Source organism: Nocardioides sp. BGA-UO-ETr-FS32 (assembly GCF_059567905.1).
The window spans coordinates 1-18,146 of record NZ_JCAQOX010000012.1 but is presented as its reverse complement, the minus strand read 5'-3'; the positions used below and the strand labels follow the sequence as shown (position 1 = coordinate 18,146).

General features: G+C 69.7%; 15 protein-coding genes and 1 pseudogene. 8 read left to right on the top strand and 8 right to left on the bottom strand.

Annotated elements, in window-relative coordinates; genetic code table 11:
• Positions 1-421: 421 nt before the first annotated feature.
• Both AC57BS_RS04815 and AC57BS_RS04810 read right to left on the bottom strand, forming a co-directional pair.
• Positions 422-1,936, bottom strand: a complete 1,515-nt coding sequence (locus AC57BS_RS04815) for an HNH endonuclease signature motif containing protein (protein ID WP_496410324.1) — start codon at positions 1,934-1,936, stop codon at positions 422-424.
• A 185-nt stretch (positions 1,937-2,121) separates the two neighbouring features.
• Positions 2,122-3,351 (bottom strand): MFS transporter, encoded by a 1,230-nt coding sequence (locus AC57BS_RS04810; protein ID WP_496410323.1) that lies wholly within the window; start codon positions 3,349-3,351, stop codon positions 2,122-2,124.
• Between the two features lie 52 nt (positions 3,352-3,403).
• Between AC57BS_RS04810 and AC57BS_RS04805 the strand changes: the two genes are divergently transcribed.
• Entirely contained in the window at positions 3,404-4,207 is an 804-nt protein-coding gene (locus AC57BS_RS04805; RefSeq protein WP_496410322.1) for an alpha/beta hydrolase, read from the top strand.
• Positions 4,208-4,343: 136 nt separating this feature from the next.
• Here the strand turns inward: AC57BS_RS04805 and rarD are convergent, their stop codons facing one another.
• On the bottom strand, positions 4,344-5,252 hold the full coding sequence (gene rarD, locus AC57BS_RS04800) for an EamA family transporter RarD (RefSeq protein WP_496410321.1): 909 nt from the start codon (positions 5,250-5,252) through the stop codon (positions 4,344-4,346).
• Between the two features lie 99 nt (positions 5,253-5,351).
• Between rarD and AC57BS_RS04795 the strand changes: the two genes are divergently transcribed.
• Positions 5,352-5,762, top strand: coding sequence for a hypothetical protein (locus AC57BS_RS04795; RefSeq protein ID WP_496410320.1), 411 nt, complete (start codon positions 5,352-5,354; stop codon positions 5,760-5,762).
• 40 nt (positions 5,763-5,802) lie between these two features.
• Here AC57BS_RS04795 and AC57BS_RS04790 read toward each other — a convergent pair whose 3' ends face one another.
• A complete protein-coding gene (locus AC57BS_RS04790) occupies positions 5,803-6,915 on the bottom strand; it encodes a 2-oxoacid:ferredoxin oxidoreductase subunit beta (protein ID WP_496410319.1) in 1,113 nt (370 codons plus the stop codon).
• Positions 6,915-8,840: a 2-oxoacid:acceptor oxidoreductase subunit alpha gene (locus AC57BS_RS04785; protein WP_496410318.1), complete on the bottom strand. Its 1,926-nt coding sequence runs from the start codon at positions 8,838-8,840 to the stop codon at positions 6,915-6,917. Before AC57BS_RS04785 ends, AC57BS_RS04790 begins: the two co-directional genes overlap by 1 nt.
• 233 nt (positions 8,841-9,073) lie before the next feature.
• On the opposite strand from AC57BS_RS04785, the gene AC57BS_RS04780 reads away from it, so the two are divergent.
• The 5 genes from AC57BS_RS04780 to AC57BS_RS04760 all read left to right on the top strand — a co-directional run bounded on the left by AC57BS_RS04780 (position 9,074) and on the right by AC57BS_RS04760 (position 13,565).
• Positions 9,074-10,120, top strand: coding sequence for a sulfate ABC transporter substrate-binding protein (locus tag AC57BS_RS04780; RefSeq protein ID WP_496410317.1), 1,047 nt, complete (start codon positions 9,074-9,076; stop codon positions 10,118-10,120).
• Between the two features lie 13 nt (positions 10,121-10,133).
• Positions 10,134-10,982, top strand: a complete 849-nt coding sequence (gene cysT / locus AC57BS_RS04775; protein ID WP_496410316.1) for a sulfate ABC transporter permease subunit CysT — start codon at positions 10,134-10,136, stop codon at positions 10,980-10,982.
• A complete protein-coding gene (locus AC57BS_RS04770; protein ID WP_496410315.1) occupies positions 10,975-11,856 on the top strand; it encodes a sulfate ABC transporter permease in 882 nt (293 codons plus the stop codon). The genes cysT and AC57BS_RS04770 overlap by 8 nt, the downstream gene beginning before the upstream one ends.
• 10 nt (positions 11,857-11,866) lie before the next feature.
• Positions 11,867-12,844: a sulfate/molybdate ABC transporter ATP-binding protein gene (locus AC57BS_RS04765; RefSeq protein ID WP_496410314.1), complete on the top strand. Its 978-nt coding sequence runs from the start codon at positions 11,867-11,869 to the stop codon at positions 12,842-12,844.
• 73 nt (positions 12,845-12,917) lie between these two features.
• Entirely contained in the window at positions 12,918-13,565 is a 648-nt protein-coding gene (locus AC57BS_RS04760) for a cobalamin B12-binding domain-containing protein (RefSeq protein ID WP_496410313.1), read from the top strand.
• 147 nt (positions 13,566-13,712) lie between these two features.
• Here the strand turns inward: AC57BS_RS04760 and AC57BS_RS04755 are convergent, their stop codons facing one another.
• Positions 13,713-13,943, bottom strand: coding sequence for a helix-turn-helix domain-containing protein (locus tag AC57BS_RS04755; protein WP_496410312.1), 231 nt, complete (start codon positions 13,941-13,943; stop codon positions 13,713-13,715).
• 72 nt (positions 13,944-14,015) lie between these two features.
• Here AC57BS_RS04755 and AC57BS_RS04750 point away from each other — a divergent pair, with 72 nt between their 5' ends.
• Positions 14,016-14,696 (top strand): helix-turn-helix domain-containing protein, encoded by a 681-nt coding sequence (locus tag AC57BS_RS04750; RefSeq protein ID WP_496410311.1) that lies wholly within the window; start codon positions 14,016-14,018, stop codon positions 14,694-14,696.
• Here the strand turns inward: AC57BS_RS04750 and mobF are convergent.
• Positions 14,661-17,246, bottom strand: a complete 2,586-nt coding sequence (mobF, locus tag AC57BS_RS04745; protein WP_496410310.1) for a MobF family relaxase — start codon at positions 17,244-17,246, stop codon at positions 14,661-14,663. The two genes, AC57BS_RS04750 and mobF, sit on opposite strands and share 36 nt — an antisense overlap.
• 260 nt (positions 17,247-17,506) lie before the next feature.
• A pseudogene (locus AC57BS_RS04740) lies at positions 17,507-18,028 on the bottom strand (IS3 family transposase); the annotation flags it as partial.
• Positions 18,029-18,146 lie beyond the last annotated feature (118 nt).

Sequence of the window (18,146 nt, the reverse complement as noted above, 5' to 3'; positions counted from 1 at the left end):
CGGCGGGAGCTTCCCGCCTCCTGGGTCGACCGTCGCGCCGTCGTGTGTCCCGCCACCCGAGCCCGGGATCTCAGCCGCGGCGGGATTCTCCGGACGGGGCCGGGAACGCAGGCTCAGCCGGCGGCCGTGGGCGGGTCGTGGGGCGTCCGGGTCCTGCCGGTCCCGGGCTCACATGGGTCTGCCGACCCAGGCCAGCGGGTGCGCGGCGATGGCGGATGGGCGCTGGACGTGCACCCACTCGCGGTGCGTCGCGAGCATCCGAGCGTTCCGCGAACCGGACGTCCAGTCCGAACCGAGTGCGCTGGTGCAGCCGTTCCGCGGTCGGGCTCGCCCGAAGCAGCGCGAGCACCGGCGCCACCTGTCCGAGGCCGCGCACGCCTACGGCCCCACTGGTCTCAGGTCAGCGGGGTGTGGGGCGGGGTCATCGTCGGCGGGGTCGCGGGATGCCGGGCGGATGCGGTGGGTCGATGTCGGTGGTGCCGGTGTGGTCGCGTCGGTAGCGGTGTCCGTGGGGTGAGGTCCACTCGAACACCCCGTTCTCGACCATCGCGTAGCGCCAGGCGGAGTGGGTCTTGAGCCGGTGGTGGAACCGACACAGGCAGGCGAGGTTGTCGGTCCGTGTGGGGCCGGGTTGGGGCCTGCCTTCGGCGTCGGCGTCGTGGCCGTACTCGATGATGTGGTCGACATCGCAGGCCCGGGCGGGGCGGGTGCACCACGGGAACACGCACGTGCGATCCCGGAGCTGGACTTGCTCACGGATCCGGTCGGGGATCTCGTAGCCCTGCGCGGTCAGCTGGGCGTTGAGGTCGATGACGGGCTTGATCGTCACGTCGGTGCGGGTGTCCGCGCACCACGACCTGATCTGGTCGAGCAGGACAAGGCGCTGCCCGTTCTCCATCCGCCCGGTGGGCCCGAACACGGTCTGCTCGCCGGACATGGATGCGTCGAAGTGGGCGTGGATGACGACCTGACGCGCGGCCGGGAGGTTCGGCTGGTCGGCGTCGGTGCTGGTGTCCTCGGTGGTTGAGGTACGAGCATCGTCCTCCTGGGCTGCACCCGCCTGAGCTGCACCGTCCATGCCGGCACCGTCCATGCCGACACCGTCCTGGGCCGCACCATCCTGGAACGCCAGGTCCAGGGCAGTCTGCGTCCGGGCGAGCTCACCGAGGGCCTTGGCCCGACGTGCGTCGAGCGGCAGCTGGGAGCCGAGGGCCTTCTGCGTGGCGGCGTGGTGGGCGACGGCGCGGTCGAGGTCGAGGGCGTCGGCGATGTCGAGGTCGGCTTCCAGGTGCAGGGTGCCGGCGTAGTGCACGTCGTCCTTGTTGACGGTGACGTGGCGGGGGTCGACGGCGAGGTAGCCGTCCTCGGGGTCCTTCGTCGGGTCTGCGGTGGCGAGGTCGTAGCGCTTGATCGTCTCCGCCATCAGCCGGTCGAGCTGCGCGGACCCGATGCGTCCGGCGACGGCGGCGACCTGGGAGTCGACGAACCCCGCCGCCTCAACCGTCAGCGCGGGCGAGGAGTGGATGGTGGTGTCCGCGACGACACGTGCCCGCCATGCGGGCACGCGTCCGGCGTGGACCTGGTCCCACAGCCGGGGGAGGCGGTGGCGCAGCTCGAGGGCGTGGCCGACGAGCTTCTTCGCCGCGGTCGTGGAGATGCCGAGGGTGGTGCCGAGCTCGGCGACACAGAACTCCGCCACCAACGGAGCGCCCTCGCCGGCAATGGGCTCCTCGTGCTCACACCCCGGCACGGTGAACGAGGCGGCGTCGTGGATCGACTCCGGCGGGTGGAGGTCGGCCCAGCGAGCGGCCAGCGTCAGCTGGCGGGCGGCCTCGGCGTTCTCGAGCTCGCGGGAGGCCTTGATCGAGGCGAGCAGCTCGGAGGCCGAGAGGTCGTCTGCGACCCCTCGTGCCTCGGCTGCCAGTCCGTCGATCATGCGTTCGATCCTACGGCTCGCCACCGACAGTGGGTCACGCCCGTGGAGGGCTGGCGGCCATGGAATCTCGGACTGGTGTCGTGACAGGACTTCCTTCCTCTTACGGGTGTGTCCCTCTTGGCGACGCCAGTTGCCGAACCTGCCGACAAGGGCGAACCGCTGTGTCGGGATGATGACGAGGACCCTCAGGTGGGGGCTCGCACGGTCCTGAACGGCGTGGAGGCCAGGCCGAGGGCCACGACGGCGAAGGCCACCGCGGCAACGACCAGCATGGTCTGCATGCCAACCGCGTCTGCCAGCAGACCCGCGAGGGGCGCGACCACGACCACCACGGCCCGGTTGAGCGACCGCAGCGTCGTGTTGGTGCGCGCCTGCAGCGCGTCGGGGGTCACGAGCTGTCGGTAGCTCATCTCGTGAGAGTTGCTCATGCCCATCGCCAGCCCGTAGATGCCTTGGCCCAGCCCGAGCACCCAGGCGGCGTACGAGGACTGGCCGGCCAGCGTCATGGTGACTACGGCGCTGGTGGTGAGCAGGTGGCACAGGATGATCGTCCGGCCGGTTCCGAGGCGTAGGCCGACCGCGGTCGTGATGGCGGCGCCGAGTACGGCGCCGACGCCCCCGGCGGCGCCGACGAGGCCGAACTGCGCGGCGCTGAGGTCCAGCACGAGGAACGCATACGGCGCCAGCACGACCCCGACGATCGCGTTGCCGACGAACCATCCGTGGGTGGCGACCGCCAGTGTCCTCAACCCCGAGGCGCCGTAGGCCCAGCGCACACCCTCGAGGATGTCGCCGAGGAGCCCGCGTACGGTGACGCCGGTGCGTGGTGGTGGCTCGTCGAGCTCGATCCTGCGCAGGGTGAGTGCTGAGTAGAGGTAGGTCGCCGCGTCCAGGAGGACCGTGAGCGGTGCGCCGACGGCGCTGACCAGCAGGCCACCGAGCGCGGGACCTGCTGCCGACGACACCGCGTCGGCTCCGTCCACGCGAGCGTGGGCGGGCTGCAGCTGGTGGCGCTCCACCAGTCGCGGGAGGAACGACATGGTCGCCGCCATGTTGACCACGGCTGCGGTGCCGTAGGCGAAGACGACGGCCAGGAGCGCGGGCAGCGACAGCGCGTCGGCCCACCACAGCACCGGGATCAGCAGCAGCAGCACCGCTTGGGCGAGGTCCGTGCGCACCATCAGGGGAAGGCGGCGCCTGCCGTCGACGAGCGCCCCCACGACGAGCCCGAAGGTCAGGTAGGGCAGCCAGCGAGCGGCGTTGAGCCACCCGACGTCTGCTGCCGTCCCGTCCAGGGTCAGCACGACCAGCGCCTGCAGCGCGAACACGGTGACGTAGGTGCCCAGCCCCGAGACGGCCGTGGCGCGCCAGTAGCGGAGGAACGACTCGGAGATGAACACGCCCCCGTCGCTCACCCGGCCACCCTCTCACGGCTCAATGGCCGGCCAGGAGGTTAAGTTCTCGGGCATGGATGCTCGGATCCCGTACCAGCCGTTGCCGATCGACCAGTCCCACGTGCTCTACGACCACGGACCGGACTCCCTACCGCGACCCGGTGTCACCGCGGGTCGCACGACCCGGCTGCAGCTCACCGACTCGCGAGCGTTCCCCGGCGCCAGCCGCGACATCTGGGTGCACGCACCCGCCCCAACGGACGGCGCGCTGCCCTGCATGGTCTTCCAGGACGGCGGGGGCTTCCTCGACCCCGAGGACGACCTGCGGGCCGGAACCGTCCTGGACAACCTGATCGCAGCAGGCGACATCCCGCCCATGATCGGCGTCTTCGTCGACCCGGTCGCCCGCAACGCCGAGTACGACGCCTTCGACAGCCGCTACGCCGACCTCCTCGCCGACGAGGTCCTGCCCCTGGTCGAGCAGCAGGTCCGCATCAGTACCGACCCGGCCAAGCGTGGGCTGTGCGGGTTCAGCAGCGGCGGCAGCGCGGCCCTCACGGCAGCGTGGCACCGGCCCGACGCGTTCGGGAAGGTCATCGGCTTCTCCTCGAGCTTCCCGCAGGTCGTCGGAGGCAACCCCTACCCGGAGCTCATCGCGTCCGAGCCCGCGAGACCGCTGCGCGTCCTGCTGCACGTCGGGCACCGGGATCTCGGCTGGGACGAGCACGAGGACAACTGGCTGGCGGAGAACCTGCTCGTCGCCGCCGCGCTCTTCCACGCGGGCTACGACGCCCGCCTGGTGCTCGGCGACGGCGCACACGACTCCAACCATCCCGGCGTGCTGCTGCCCGATGCGCTGCGCTGGCTCTGGCGGTAGGTAGCGCCGCCAGCGCACGCTCCGCAGCCGAGAGGATCTGCTGCATGACCTTGCCCTCCCAGGGAGACCATGTGGTTTCGAGGCTCGCTTCGCTCGCACCTCAACCACCGAGTACCGGGTGGGGCGCTGCGCGACCTCAGAGGGCGCTGGCCTGCGCGACGAGCCGCAGCTGCCGGCGCCGGTGGTTGAGGGCCTCGACGGTGAAGATCACCAGCGCGACCCACACCAGGCCGAACCCGATCCAGCGACTGGCGGGCATCTCCTCGCGGAAGACGAGCAGGCCGAGGGCGAACTGGATGGTCGGGGCGAGGTACTGCAGGAGTCCGAGCGAGACCATCGACACCCGGATCGCGGCGGCGCCGAAGAGCATCAGCGGCACCGCGGTGATGATGCCGGTCGTGGTGAGCAGGAGCGCGTGCCCGACGCCGTGCGTACCGAAGTTGGATTGGCCCGCCACCACCAGCCAGCCGATGTAGGCCGCGGCGAACGGCGCGATGACCATCGTCTCCAGGGTGATGCTCTCGACCGCGCCGACGCCGGCCTGCTTCTTGAGCAGGCCGTAGGTGCCGAACGAGAAGGCGAGGACGAGCGCCACCCACGGGGGCCGGCCGTAGTCGAGGGTGAGCACGACGACCGCGACGAACGCGATGGCCATGGCGATCCACTGCAGGCGGCGCAGGCGCTCGCCGAGGATGAGCACGCCCATGAGCACGGTGACGAGCGGGTTGATGAAGTAGCCCAACGAGGTCTCGACGACGCGGCCGTTGTTGACGCCCCAGATGTAGCCGCCCCAGTTGACCGTGATCACGACGGCCGCGCAGCTGATCAGGAGCAGTCGGCGACGGTCGCGCACCAGCGCGCGGAAGTGGTGGACCCGCCGCGCGAGCACGATGATCACCGCCATCGTCAGCACCGACCAGACGATGCGGTGCGCGAGGATCTCGATCGCGCCGCCCGGCTCGAGCAGCGTCCAGTACAGCGGGAAGGTGCCCCACAAGGTGTACGCCGACGCGCCGAAGATCAGTCCACGACGGCTATCTGGCACTCCGGGAGTGTAGTTGCGGCCCGTCGCCTACGATGGTGCGGTCTCGGGGTGGGGTACCCCGACGGTCAGACACCATCGTTTCTCGAGGGGGAATCAACCATGCGGACACTCCGCACCGTCCTGGCGGCACTGGTCGCCGCACTGCTCGTCGCCGGCGTGCTCAGCGCGAGCGCGAGCGCCGGGTCGCAGCCCAAGCGGATCATCGACGAGATCCCGCCGGACACCAAGCAGGTCTCCTACAACGCCTTCAAGCTCAAGGGCACCGTGATGGAGCCGCAGCTCGACGGCACGCTGCTGCCCTACGCCAACCAGCAGGTGAAGATCCTCAAGAAGAAGTGCGGCACCTGCAAGTGGAAGACCGTCAAGAAGATCAAGACCAACGACAGCGGCGTCTTCAAGACCCGCATCTACGCCCCCGAGAGGGGTCGCTGGAAGTGGCGCTCGAAGGTCGACCACTCCAACGGCTACGGCAACACCAAGGGCGAGGTCTGGACGCTCTACTTCGACTGACCCACAGCCGGAGTCGACACCTGGACGACCGGGCGGACGATCAGATGATCGTCCAGGTGTCGCCACCGCCGATCAGCGCCGCCAGTCGTGCGGCGCGGTCGGCGGTGTCGTCATTTCCGGAGGCGGCGGGAGCCGCCGCGGCCACCTGCTCGCGCGCCTGGTCGTCGTACGTCGGGCGCTGGACCTGGCGGAAGATGCCGATCGGCGAGGTGTTGAGGTAGCCCGAGTCGGTCAGCCGCGAGATCCCGAAGGCGACGGTGGGGTCCTCGTTGTGGGCGTCGTGGACGAGGATGTCCGCCGCTGCCACGTCGGTGGTCGCGACGACCTTCACGCCGCCGGTCTGCTCGTCGCGCACCAGGGCCTTCGAGCCCTCGGCGCCGAAGGTGATCGGCTCACCGTGCACCAGCGGGATGATCGCGTCGGCCTTGGTCTCGGGCGACTTGATCGCGTCGAACGCGCCGTCGTTGAAGATCGGGCAGTTCTGGTAGATCTCGACCAGCGACGTGCCGCGGTGGGCGGCGGCCGCCGCGAGCACGGAGGTGAGGTGCTTGCGGTCGGAGTCGATGGTGCGCGCCACGAACGACGCCTCGGCACCGAGCGCGAGCGACACCGGGTTGAAGGGGTGGTCCAGCGAGCCCATCGGGGTCGACTTCGTGATCTTGCCGGTCTCCGACGTGGGGGAGTACTGGCCCTTGGTGAGCCCGTAGATCCGGTTGTTGAAGAGCAGGATCGTCATGTTGACGTTGCGGCGCAGCGCGTGGATGAGGTGGTTGCCGCCGATCGACAGCGCGTCGCCGTCGCCGGTGACGACCCACACCGACAGGTCCTCGCGGGCCGTCGCGATGCCGGTCGCGATGGACGGCGCACGACCGTGGATCGAGTGCATGCCGTAGGTGTCGAGGTAGTAGGGGAAGCGCGAGGAGCAGCCGATGCCGGAGACGAAGACGATGTTCTCGCGGCGCAGGCCGAGGTCGGGCAGGAACGACTGGACGGCCTTGAGCACGGCGTAGTCGCCGCACCCGGGGCACCAACGGACCTCCTGGTCGGAGGTGAAGTCCTTGCCGGTCTGCGGCTGGGCGCCCTCGGGCAGCGTCGGGACGCCGTCGGTGCCGGAACGCAGGCTCGGGAGGCCCAGGTCGGTCGGGGTGCTCATCAGATGTGCTCCTTCTGGGTGGGCTCGCCCCACACGCCGAGCTCGATCTCGATCCCCTCGGCCTGTCCCACCAGCTCGCCGATGGCGTGGGCGAGGTCGGTGGCCTTGAGGGGCAGTCCGTGGACGTGGTTGTAGCCGACCGCGTCCACGAGGTACTTCGCCCGCAGCAGCAGGGAGAGCTGGCCGAGGTTCATCTCGGGCACGAGCACCTTTTCGTAGCCCTTGAGGACCTCGCCGAGGTTGCTCGGGAACGGGTTGAGGTGACGCAGGTGCGCCTGCGCGACGTGGTAGCCGGCCTTCCGCACGCGGCGTACGCCGGCTCCGATCGGGCCGTAGGTCGACCCCCAGCCCAGCACGAGGACCTTCGCCTCGCCGGACGGGTCGTCGACCTCCACCGGCGGGATCGAGTCGGCGATCCGGTCGACCTTGGCCTGGCGGGTGCGGACCATGAAGTCGTGGTTGGCCGGGTCGTAGGAGATGTTGCCGTGCCCGTCGGCCTTCTCGAGGCCGCCGATGCGGTGCTCGAGACCGGGGGTGCCCGGGATCGCCCACGGGCGGGCGAGGGTCTCGTCGTCGCGGAGGTAGGGCCAGAACTCGGCGTCGTCGCCGGACCCGTGGTTCTTCTCGGTGGCGAAGCCCGGGTCGATGACCGGCAGCTCGTCGACGGTCGGCACCCGCCACGGCTCGGAGCCGTTGGCGAGGTAGCCGTCGGAGAGCAGCAGCACGGGAGTGCGGTAGGTGACCGCGATCCGGGTGGCCTCGACGGCCGCGGCGAAGCAGTCGCCGGGGGACTGGGGCGCGACGATCGGCACCGGCGCCTCGCCGTTGCGGCCGAACATCGCCTGCAGCAGGTCGGCCTGCTCGGTCTTGGTGGGCAGGCCGGTCGAGGGGCCGCCGCGCTGGACGTCGATCACGACGAGCGGGAGCTCGGTCATGACCGCGAGGCCGATCGCCTCGGACTTCAGCGCCACGCCCGGGCCGGAGGTGGACGTCACGCCGAGGTGCCCGGCGTACGACGCGCCGATCGCGGCACCCACGCCGGCGATCTCGTCCTCGGCCTGGAAGGTCGTCACGCCGAAGGACTTGTGCTTCGACAGCTCGTGCAGGATGTCGGAGGCCGGGGTGATCGGGTAGGTCCCGAGGAAGACCGGCAGGCCGGACTGCACGCCGCCGGCGACGAGGCCGTACGCCAGCGCGAGGTTGCCGGTGATGTTGCGGTAGGTGCCGGGGGGCATGACGGCCGGCTTGATCTCGTACTGGACCGCGAAGGCCTCGGTGGTCTCACCGAAGTTCCAGCCGGCCTTGAAGGCCATCACGTTGGCGTCGCGGATGTCGGGCACCTTGGCGAAGCGCTTGGCGAGGAACGAGGTCGTCGGGTCGGTCGGGCGTCCGTACATCCAGGACAGCAGGCCGAGGGCGAACATGTTCTTGGCCCGGGACGCGTCCTTGCGGGAGAGCCCGAACTCCTTGACCGCCTCGACCGTCATGCCGGTGAGGTCCACGGTGTGGAGGGCGTACTCGGCGAGGCTGTCGTTGTCGAGCGGGTTCTCGGTGTAGCCGGCTTTCGTCAGGTTGCGCGCGGTGAAGTCGTGGGTGTCGACGATGATCGTGGCGCCCTTGTGGAGGTCACCGAGGTTGGCGCGCAGCGCGGCCGGGTTCATCGCGACCAGCACGTCGGGGGCGTCGCCGGCCGTGAGGATGTCGTGGTCGGCGAAGTGCACCTGGAAGGACGAGACGCCGGGGAGCGTGCCCTGGGGGGCGCGGATCTCGGCGGGGAAGTTGGGCAGCGTCACCAGGTCGTTGCCGAACACGGCAGTCTCCTGGGTGAACCGGTCACCGGTGAGCTGCATGCCGTCACCGGAGTCGCCCGCGAACCGGATGATGACGCGGTCGAGCTGCTTGACCTGCTTGGCGGGTTGGGTCACCTCTTGCCCCTGCTTCCTACGTGTCTCGAGAGTCCTCTCCCAGCCACCAACAGTAGCCGCGCAGCGGGCGTCCGGAGCCCGCTCCCCACGTGATGGACGCCTCCTGCGGAGCGCTCACGCAGGCGGCGTGACCCACGACACGCCGACGACGGGACGGCCATGTCGTTCAGGTCGCTAAAGTCATGTATGTTACTCGACATTGCACACACTGACCCAGGAAGTCGAGATCCCCCATGCAGATCCGTTCACGTGCCGCTCTCGCGGCAGCCCTCGTCGCCAGCCTCTCCGGACTGGCCCTCTCCGCCTGCGCACCCGGCGGCGCTGCCAGCGGCGACTCCGGCGCGGCCGACACCATCCACATCGTCGGCTTCGCGGTCCCCGAGGCCGCCAACAAGAACATCGCCTCCGAGTTCGCCAAGACGGCCGAGGGCGAGGGCGTGGAGTTCCAGACCTCGTACGGCCCGTCGGGCGACCAGAGCCGCGCGGTCGCCGCGGGGCTCGAGGCCGACTACGTCCATTTCTCCGTGCCGACCGACGTGACGCGCCTGGTCGACGAGGGCCTGGTGGCCGAGGACTGGGACGCCGGTGAGAACAAGGGCGTCGTCTCGCGCTCGGTCGTCGTCTTCGGCGTCCGCGACGGCAACCCGAAGAACATCAGGACCTGGGCCGACCTGGTCAAGCCCGGCGTCGAGATCGTCACGCCCAACCCCGCGTCGTCGGGCGCCGCGCGCTGGAACGCGCTCGCGGCCTACGGCCAGGTGATCAGCGACGGCGGCACCGAGGAGGAGGCGACCGAGTACGTCGACCGGTTCTTCGAGAACGTCGTCTCGCTGCCCGGCAGCGGCCGCGACGCCACCACCGCCTTCCTCGGCGGGACCGGCGACGTGCTGATGGCGTACGAGAACGAGGCCATCCTCGCCGCGCAGAACGACGAGGGCTTCGAGTACGTCCTCCCCGACACCACGCTGCTGATCGAGAACGCGGGCGCGATCCTCGAGGACGCCTCCGAGCCGTCGCAGGCCTGGCTGGACTTCGTCCTCTCCGACGAGGGCCAGAGGCAGTTCGCGCTCACCGGCTTCCGCCCGATCCGCGACGACGTCGACTACGGCGGCACCGTCGAGGGCGCGGCCGATCCGGGCAACCCGTTCCCCGAGGTGGAGACGCTGCTGACCGTCGACGACGACTTCGGCGGCTGGGACGAGGTGTCGACGACGTTCTTCGACGAGGAGGACGGCCTGATCTTCGAGGCCATCCTCGGCGCCGGCCTCTCCCTCGAGTGAGCTGCTCCCCTCCATGACCTCCACCGAGATCGCAGCGGTCCGACCGGCGAGGACTCCTCGCCGGTCGGGTCCGCGCTCCACGCTCACGCGGTCGTCGGGGCTCGGGCTCGGCATCGCCATGATCTGGTTCAGCGCGCTGGTCCTGATCCCCCTGGCAGCGGTCGTCGTCACGGCCGTCGACGGCGGCTGGGACGTCTTCTGGGCGACCGTCACCAACGGCCAGACTTCCGCCGCCATCCGGCTCACCGTCCTCACCGCCCTCGGCGTCACCGCCGTCAACGTCGTCATGGGACCGCTCATCGCCTGGGTGCTCGTCCGCGACCGGTTCTGGGGCAAGTCGGTGCTCGAGGTGATGATCGACATCCCGTTCGCGTTGCCGACGATCGTCGCGGGCCTGGTGCTGCTCTCGCTCTACGGCAACGACAGCCCGGTGGGCGTCGACATCGCCAACGAGCGACCGGCGGTCTTCCTCGCCTTCCTCTTCGTCACGCTGCCGTTCGTCGTGCGGATGGTGCAGCCGGTGCTCGAGGAGCTCGACCGTGACGTCGAGGAGGCGGCCGCCTCGCTCGGCGCGAGCCGGATCACGACCTTCCGCCGCATCATCCTGCCCAGCCTCGCCCCGGCCATCGCCGCTGGCGCGGCCCTGTCCTTCGCCCGCGGCGTCAGCGAGTACGGCTCGCTGGTGCTGCTCTCGGGCAACCTCCCGTTCAGGACCGAGGTCACCTCCGTGCGCATCCTCAGCAGCATCGAGAACGACAACGTCGCGGCGGCCGCGGCCGTCGCGACCGTGCTGCTGGCCATCTCGCTCGCGGTGATCGTGGTCCTGGACCTGATCCAGAGGCGGGTGGCTGCACGTGGCTGACACGCTGGTGCACGAGCCGGAGGCGCCGCCCGTCGCGGAGCGGCACCGAGGAAGCCGCCGGCCGCCGCGGGTGCGCACGACCCCGGTGACCTACCTGATGCGCTTCGTCGTCACCGCCTACCTGTTCTTCCTGGTCGCCTGGCCGGTGTCGCTGGTGGCGACCAACACCTTCGCCGACGGCTTCGGGTCGATCCGTTCGCTCGTCGAGGACCCCGACATGGTCGTGGCGCTGCAGCTGAGTGCGTACGTCGCCGTGTGGTCGGTCGTGATCAACACGCTCTTCGGCGTGGGGATCTCATTGCTGCTCGTGCGGCACGAGTTCCCGGGCAAGCGGCTGCTCAACGCGCTGCTCGACATCCCGCTGTCGGTGTCGCCGATCGTCGTGGGCCTCGCGCTCGTGCTGGTCTACGGCGGCCGCAACGGGTGGTTCGGTCCGTTCCTGCTCGACGCGGGCTTCCAGGTCATCTTCTCCACGCCCGGGATCGTCATGGCGACGACGTTCGTCGCGCTGCCGCTGATGATCCGCGAGATCGTGCCGGTGCTCGAGGAGATCGGCACCGAGCAGGAGCAGGCCGCGGAGAGCCTCGGCGCCAGCGGGCTGCAGCGCTTCTGGCGGATCACCCTGCCGTCCATCAAGTGGGGCATCACCTACGGCGTGGTGCTGACCCTCGCGCGCTCGCTCGGCGAGTTCGGCGCGGTCAAGGTCGTCTCGGGCAACGTCCTCGGCCAGACGCGTACGGCGACGCTCGCCGTCGAGGAGAAGTACCTCAACTTCGACCAGCAGGGCGCGTACGCCACCGCCTTCCTGCTGGCCATGGTGTCGGTCGCCTGCATCGTCGTCGTCGCCATCATCCGTCCCAAGAACCACTCCTGAGAGGTCACCCATGAGCATCGAGGTCCGAGGCCTGAACAAGAACTTCGGTGACTTCGTCGCACTCCACGACGTCGACGTCACCATCCCCACCGGCCAGCTGACGGCCCTGCTGGGCCCCAGCGGCGGCGGCAAGTCGACCTTGCTGCGGATCATCGCCGGGCTCGAGAGGGCCGACACCGGCTCGGTCAGCATCGAGGGCGTCGAGGCCACCCACCTGCCCGCGCAGAAGCGCAACGTCGGGTTCGTCTTCCAGCACTACGCGGTCTTCAAGCACATGACCGTGGCCAGGAACGTCGCCTTCGGGCTGGAGATCCGCAAGCGGCCCAAGGACGAGATCGAGCACCGGGTCCGCGAGCTGCTCGAGCTCGTGCACCTGTCGCAGTTCGCCCACCGGCTCCCGTCCCAGCTCTCCGGTGGGCAGCGCCAGCGCATGGCGCTCGCCCGGGCCCTCGCAGTGGAGCCGAGCGTGCTGCTCCTCGACGAGCCGTTCGGCGCGCTCGACGCCAAGGTGCGCAAGGAGCTGCGCGACTGGCTGCGCCGCCTCCACGACGACGTCCACGTCACCACGGTCTTCGTCACCCACGACCAGGAGGAGGCCCTCGAGGTCGCCGACGAGATCGTGGTCATCAACGAGGGCCGGGTGGAGCAGGTGGGCACGCCCGACCAGCTCTACGACGAGCCGGCCAACGACTTCGTCATGTCGTTCCTCGGCGAGGTCACCCACCTCGGCGGCCTGTCGCTGCGCCCGCACGACATCGAGCTGGAGTCCTCGCCGTCGCTCGCCGGCAGCGTGGAGGGCACGATCTCGCGGGTGGTCCGGATCGGCTTCGAGGTCCGGCTGACGGTGCTCACCGTGGAGGGCGAGGAGGTGTCCGTGGTGGTCACCCGCGCCCACGCCCGAGCCCAGCGGATCGCGGAGGGCAGCACCGTGTGGCTCACCCCGGCGCCCGGCGCGGCGGTGGTGCCCCGGATGGCGGCGGCCGTCTGAGGCCCCACCCGGCGGGGCGGGAGCGGCGGCCGAATGCTCCCGGGTCGGCCCACGGGGCACTAGCGTGCGAGGCGTGACCATCACGACCACCACCGACGAGCTGTGGGCAGCCGTCGAGACCTTCGACGCCGAGGCGGCGGAGATCGCGATCGCCCGGCTCCTGTGGGACGTACCCCTCTCCGGGGCGGTCACCGGTGTCGTCCTGCCCTTCCTCCAGGAGGTCGGCGACCGCTGGGAGGACGGCACCCTGTCGGTCGCCCACGAGCACTTCGTGAGCGACATGCTCCGTCGCAAGCTCACCGCGCTCGCGGCCGTGCCGCCGCACGCGGTGGACGGGACCGCCACCGCCCCCGTGGTCCTGCTCGCCTGCCCGCCGGGGGAGCGCCACGACATGGTGCTGCTCTGTGTCGCGCTGATGCTGCGCGAACGCGGCGTACGGGTGCGCTTCCTCGGTGCGGACACCCCGATCCCGGCCGTCCTCACGGCCGCGCGCGGCACCGCCGCCGACGCGGTGGTGCTCGCAGCAACCCGGCCGACGATGTTCACCGCCCATGCCTCGGCGCTGCGCAAGCTCGCCGCCGACCACGCCCTGTACGCCGCCGGCCGGGGCGCCGACGAGCAGACCCTCGCCGAGATCGGGGCGCGGGCGCTGCCCGCCGACCCGGTCCGGGCGGTCGTGGCGCTCGTCGGCGAGCTGGCCGTGATCAGCGGTAGTTGGTGAATCGCACCCGCGTAGATGGTCATTGTTGGCAAAGAACGGAAATGCTGCCTGACCTGCGGGTATGCGTCGAGGGCAATTGGGCTCGGTCGATCGTCTTGCGGACTTTTTGCGGACTCGCAAGACCTCGCTCGGCGACGACCAGGACCTCTACGGGCGGCTGCTGCTCCGGTTGGTCTGCTCGGTGAGCCAGAGGACGAGGTCGGCTCGCCAGTAGCGGACGTGGCGGCCGATCTTGAAGCTGCGGGGGCCGCAGCCGAGGTGGCGCCAGTACCGCAGGGTTCCTTCGGGGACGCGGAGGAAGAGGCAGGCTTCTTGCAGGGTAAGCATCTCGTCGCCGGGGTTGCGGCGCGGGGTCGAGGTGTTGGGCTGAGCAGTCATGGATGACTCCTGGGTGGTCGCGACCCGTAGGGTCGGGAGGCAGGACGGCCCTGCCTCACCAAGTAGGTGTGCATGGTGCTCCAATCGATCATCAGCGATCATTGGTGGATGGAGCCGACGACGGTGATCGAGGCAGCCCGCAAGGCGGCGGGTCTGTCACAGCGCCAGTTGGCGGACTGGGCCAGGACTCAGCAATCGTCGGTCTCGGAGTACGAGTCGCGTCGGAAGTCGCCGACGCTGAATGTGGTCGAACGGCTTCTCGATGCGGCCGACCACGACCTCGTCGCGAAGCCGCGGGTCTTCTTTGACTACCGGGAGGATCCGGACGTGGGCGGTTATCTGGTTCCGGACCGGCTCTGGCAGGTCCCGATCCCGGACTGCTACTCACGCGTGCTCGTGTTCTACCTCCGAGCGATCACCGGCTACGACGTCTGGGACCTCTCGATCCCAGACGAGCGCATCGAGTTCTACGGGCTGGCGCTGCACCATGGCAACGAGGAGATCTTGCTCAATGCCGTCGATGGCGCGCTGTTGGTCGAAGCGTGGCCGAGCCTGGACCTCCCGGAGGTCATCCGAGCTGCGTGGCAACCGGTGATCGATGCCGCCAGAGGTGTTGGTCCCAAACGGAGACGACCCCGGGATCCGGGCGGCTACTCCGCGAAGCTGGCCGCCGAGATGGGCATGCCCTGGCCTCTGCCCACCAGGTCCCGTCCCCGCTCAAAGGCCAAGCGGGACGCCATCCGCCGGCGTTGACGGGCGCCGCCCCACCAGTGGACGGCGCTGCTGCGCGCCGTACACCTTGATCGCGTCGACGGCCTGACGTCGAGCATGTGCCGGTCCCAGGTCTGCGCGATCGCGGCTGAACACGTCGATCCACTGCTGCCTGGCGTCATCGACGCATTCGGCGACGACGTGGGCTGTGTTGGATTCGCGGCCGCGGGTCATGGCGACGTACGCCGCCGCGGCCCCGGTGTGTTCCCCGATGACGACGTGCGCGGACACGACGGTCTCGCCCTGGGCGCCATGCACTGTGGTGGCGTAGGCGAGTTCAACGAACCGTGCCGCGTACGCGGCCGGGACCTGTCGGTCGCGACCGTGGTCATGGAGGACGAGGCTGCCGTCCTGCCCGATCCCTGCTACCGTCCAAGTCTGTCGGTTCGCGACCTGGAGGGCAGGGTCGTTGCGGCGGGTGGCGACCCTGTCGCCGAGTCCGATCCGTTCCCCGCGAGCGGTCGTCACCACCCCGCTGCTGGGGGACTCTTCGGTGCGCAGGTCGCGGATCGCGGCATTCAGGTCCGCGACCTGTTCGCGGGTGTCGGCAATGACCAGGTCACCAGCTGCCCCGGCTTCGGCGAGCACTGCGGTCCGCTGGACCTCGGAAGGGTGGACGACGATGAGACCGCGTTGACTGAGCTCCTCGAAAACCTCAGCGGGGCTATCGCCGCTGCGCATACGCCGGCTGAGTGCGGCGTAGTCCGGGTCGATAAACCGGTGAACCTTCTCAAGCGTGACGACGGCGGTCGGGTGTGCCCACGCCATGGCGTGGTCCAGAACCCCTCCGCGCCCGACGGCCGGGAGCTGATGTCGGTCCCCGACGAGCGCGACTCGGGCTCCGGCCTCATCCGCGATCGTCAACAGGGCGCATGCCGTGTCCTGGTCGAGCATCCCGGCCTCGTCGACGAGCAGCAGGTCAGCGGGCCGGAGACGTGAAGCCTCCGACGGTGTCGGGTTCAGCTCGCGGGACCAGTGGCCGTCGGCGTCCCAGCGCCAGCCATGCTGATGGATCAGCCATGCCGCCGAGTGGCCCTCGGCACCGGTCTCAACGGCGGCCACGGCAGCGGCCTTCAACGTCGCTGTCACCACCATCAGTCGATGGCCCTGCCGGGAGAGCATCTCCTGAGTGGTGCGCAGCGCTGTTGTCTTGCCTGCACCCGCGGCACCTTCCACCACGATGAGCGGCCCGTCGCCGGCGAGTGCGCCGACCAAAGCGGCCTGGCTGGGGTCGACCCGCGCCAACCCACGCCCGCCCATCCGGGCCGTGCGGGCTGGCTGTGCCGCCCGTCGCGACAGTCGGCCGATGACCTCCGCCTCGACCTCGAGAACCCGGGGCGAGGTGAGAGCACGGACGTGCTCGGGCACATCGGCCCGGACGAGCAGCTGAACGCATCGGGCTGCCGCACGGGCTGTGACGTCTTCAGCGAGCTCGATCCGCGCGGCCGGGTCAGCGAGCAGGGCGGTCTGCGAAAGGAGGACCTCAGCCTTCCCGCGGATGTCGGCCGTGTTCCACGCCGACCTCTTTGCCCCCAGGATGGAGACGACCAGATCAGCCGCGGCATCGCGGTCGATCCATCCCGGCCTCGTGCCAGCAAGGACCAGCGGTGCGGTCGGGTCGCGGTAGCCGAGTTCCCGAAGCTCCCCGTTCCAGCGATCCCCCAGCTCGCGCCCGTCCCTCGAAACGACCTTGTCGGGCCGGGCCTGTGCCCAGGCCCGTCGATCCCACGCCTCACGTAGCCGCGGACCAGGCTCTTCGCCGGGGTTCTCGCCGCGCCACGCGACTTCGTAGCAGTCGACGTGTCGGCGGATCTGTGCGGTCCGGGCGCTGAACGCGCCGGCGTACGGCACCAGCTGCTGGATCTCGCTGGTCTCCGGATCGAGGTTGAACCCGTGCGCCGCGAGCACCGCCCGGAATTCTGGGTCCGTGGCGACAGCTGCGTGCCCGATCCCGTTGATCGCCTCGATGCTGTCCCTGATCCCGACCGAGTGCAGACCCCGCCAGCTCCCGGCTGCCCAGACGCGGGCATTGACCTGCAAGTGAAGGTGACGATGCGGGTCACCCGCCCGCGAGGTGTAGTGCCGGATCACGGCGGCCTCGATCCGCTCCACCGGCAGCTGGACCTGGCGGTCGCGGGGCCCGACGCGGGTGGTCGCGTGCTGTGCGGCCCAGCCGACGATCTCGGCGGCGGCTCTGTCCTGTGCGGCATCCAACGCGGCCGAGATGTCCGGATGAAGCGCGGCGGCCAGCGACCAGGTCTTGGGTCCGTTGACGGTGACCTCGACGAACCGTAGCGCGTTCGGATCCTTGCGGAGCCGGCCCTTGGGCTTCCTCGAGTCGATGTCGATCCCCGACACCCACTCCTCGTACTCGCCGCCGTCCATGCCGCCCACCGTCGCGACGCCATCGGGTGTCGCCACCAGGCGCACCGCGATGCCGGTGCCCTCAGCGAGGTAGTAGTCGTCCGCGCGGGAGCGGTCCCGCTCGACGTAGGCACGCGCCGCCTTCGCTGCGCCACGGTAGAACTTCACGCCGCCGTGCATTCGGACCACCCGCCTCAACGATGCCCGTTAACAACCAACGGACCCCTAGAAATGCCGCGTGGGCCGCCCGATCACGGGCGACCCATCTACGAACTTTCGTAGCATGCGTGCCGCTTGAAAAGGGAGGGGATAAGAGGGCAGGAGGGCAAGTATGTGAAGAGGATTGTGCAGGCCGTGGATAGCCAGTAGTGACCAATGATCAGGAGGTCGGTCGGAGAGGATGAAGCGCCCCAGGTTCTCTGCCGCCGCTATATGGGTTGCAGCTCTCGGTTGAGAGCTTCGTAGTAGGCGGCCTCGTGCTCGATCGGGCTGATCATCCCGAGCGTGCCGTGAATCCTGCGGTTGTTGTACCAGTCGACCCAGCCGGCTGTCGCGTATTCGACGTCCGCGAGGGTCTTGAAGGCGCCGGAGTGGAAGACCGTGGTGCGGATGCACTCGGTCTTGTACAGGCCGTTGATGGTCTCCATCAGCGCGTTGTCGTAGGCATCGCCGACCGAGCCGATCGATGGCGAGATGCCCTCGATCTCGAGGTGTTCGGTGAACCGGATCGAGGTGTACTGGCTACCGGCGTCGGAGTGATGGATCAGCTCGGACGCCTCGACCGGGTGGCCCTCGTGGTCACGCTGCCAGATCGCCATCCGCAGCGGTGTCATCACGAGCTCGGTCACCTTCGACACCGACGCGTGCCAGGCCACGATCCGCTGGGCGTAGACGTCGAGGATGAACGCCACGTAGACGAACCCGGCCCAGGTGCGGACGTAGGTGAAGTCCTATGCCGACCTCCGGACTATGCCGATGTTGCTCACGGTCGTGCAGGTCAGCGACGGGCGGAGGACTGGAAGGTCGGCATAGTCCCGGCGTCGTGATCACGCTTCAGGCACACGGAGT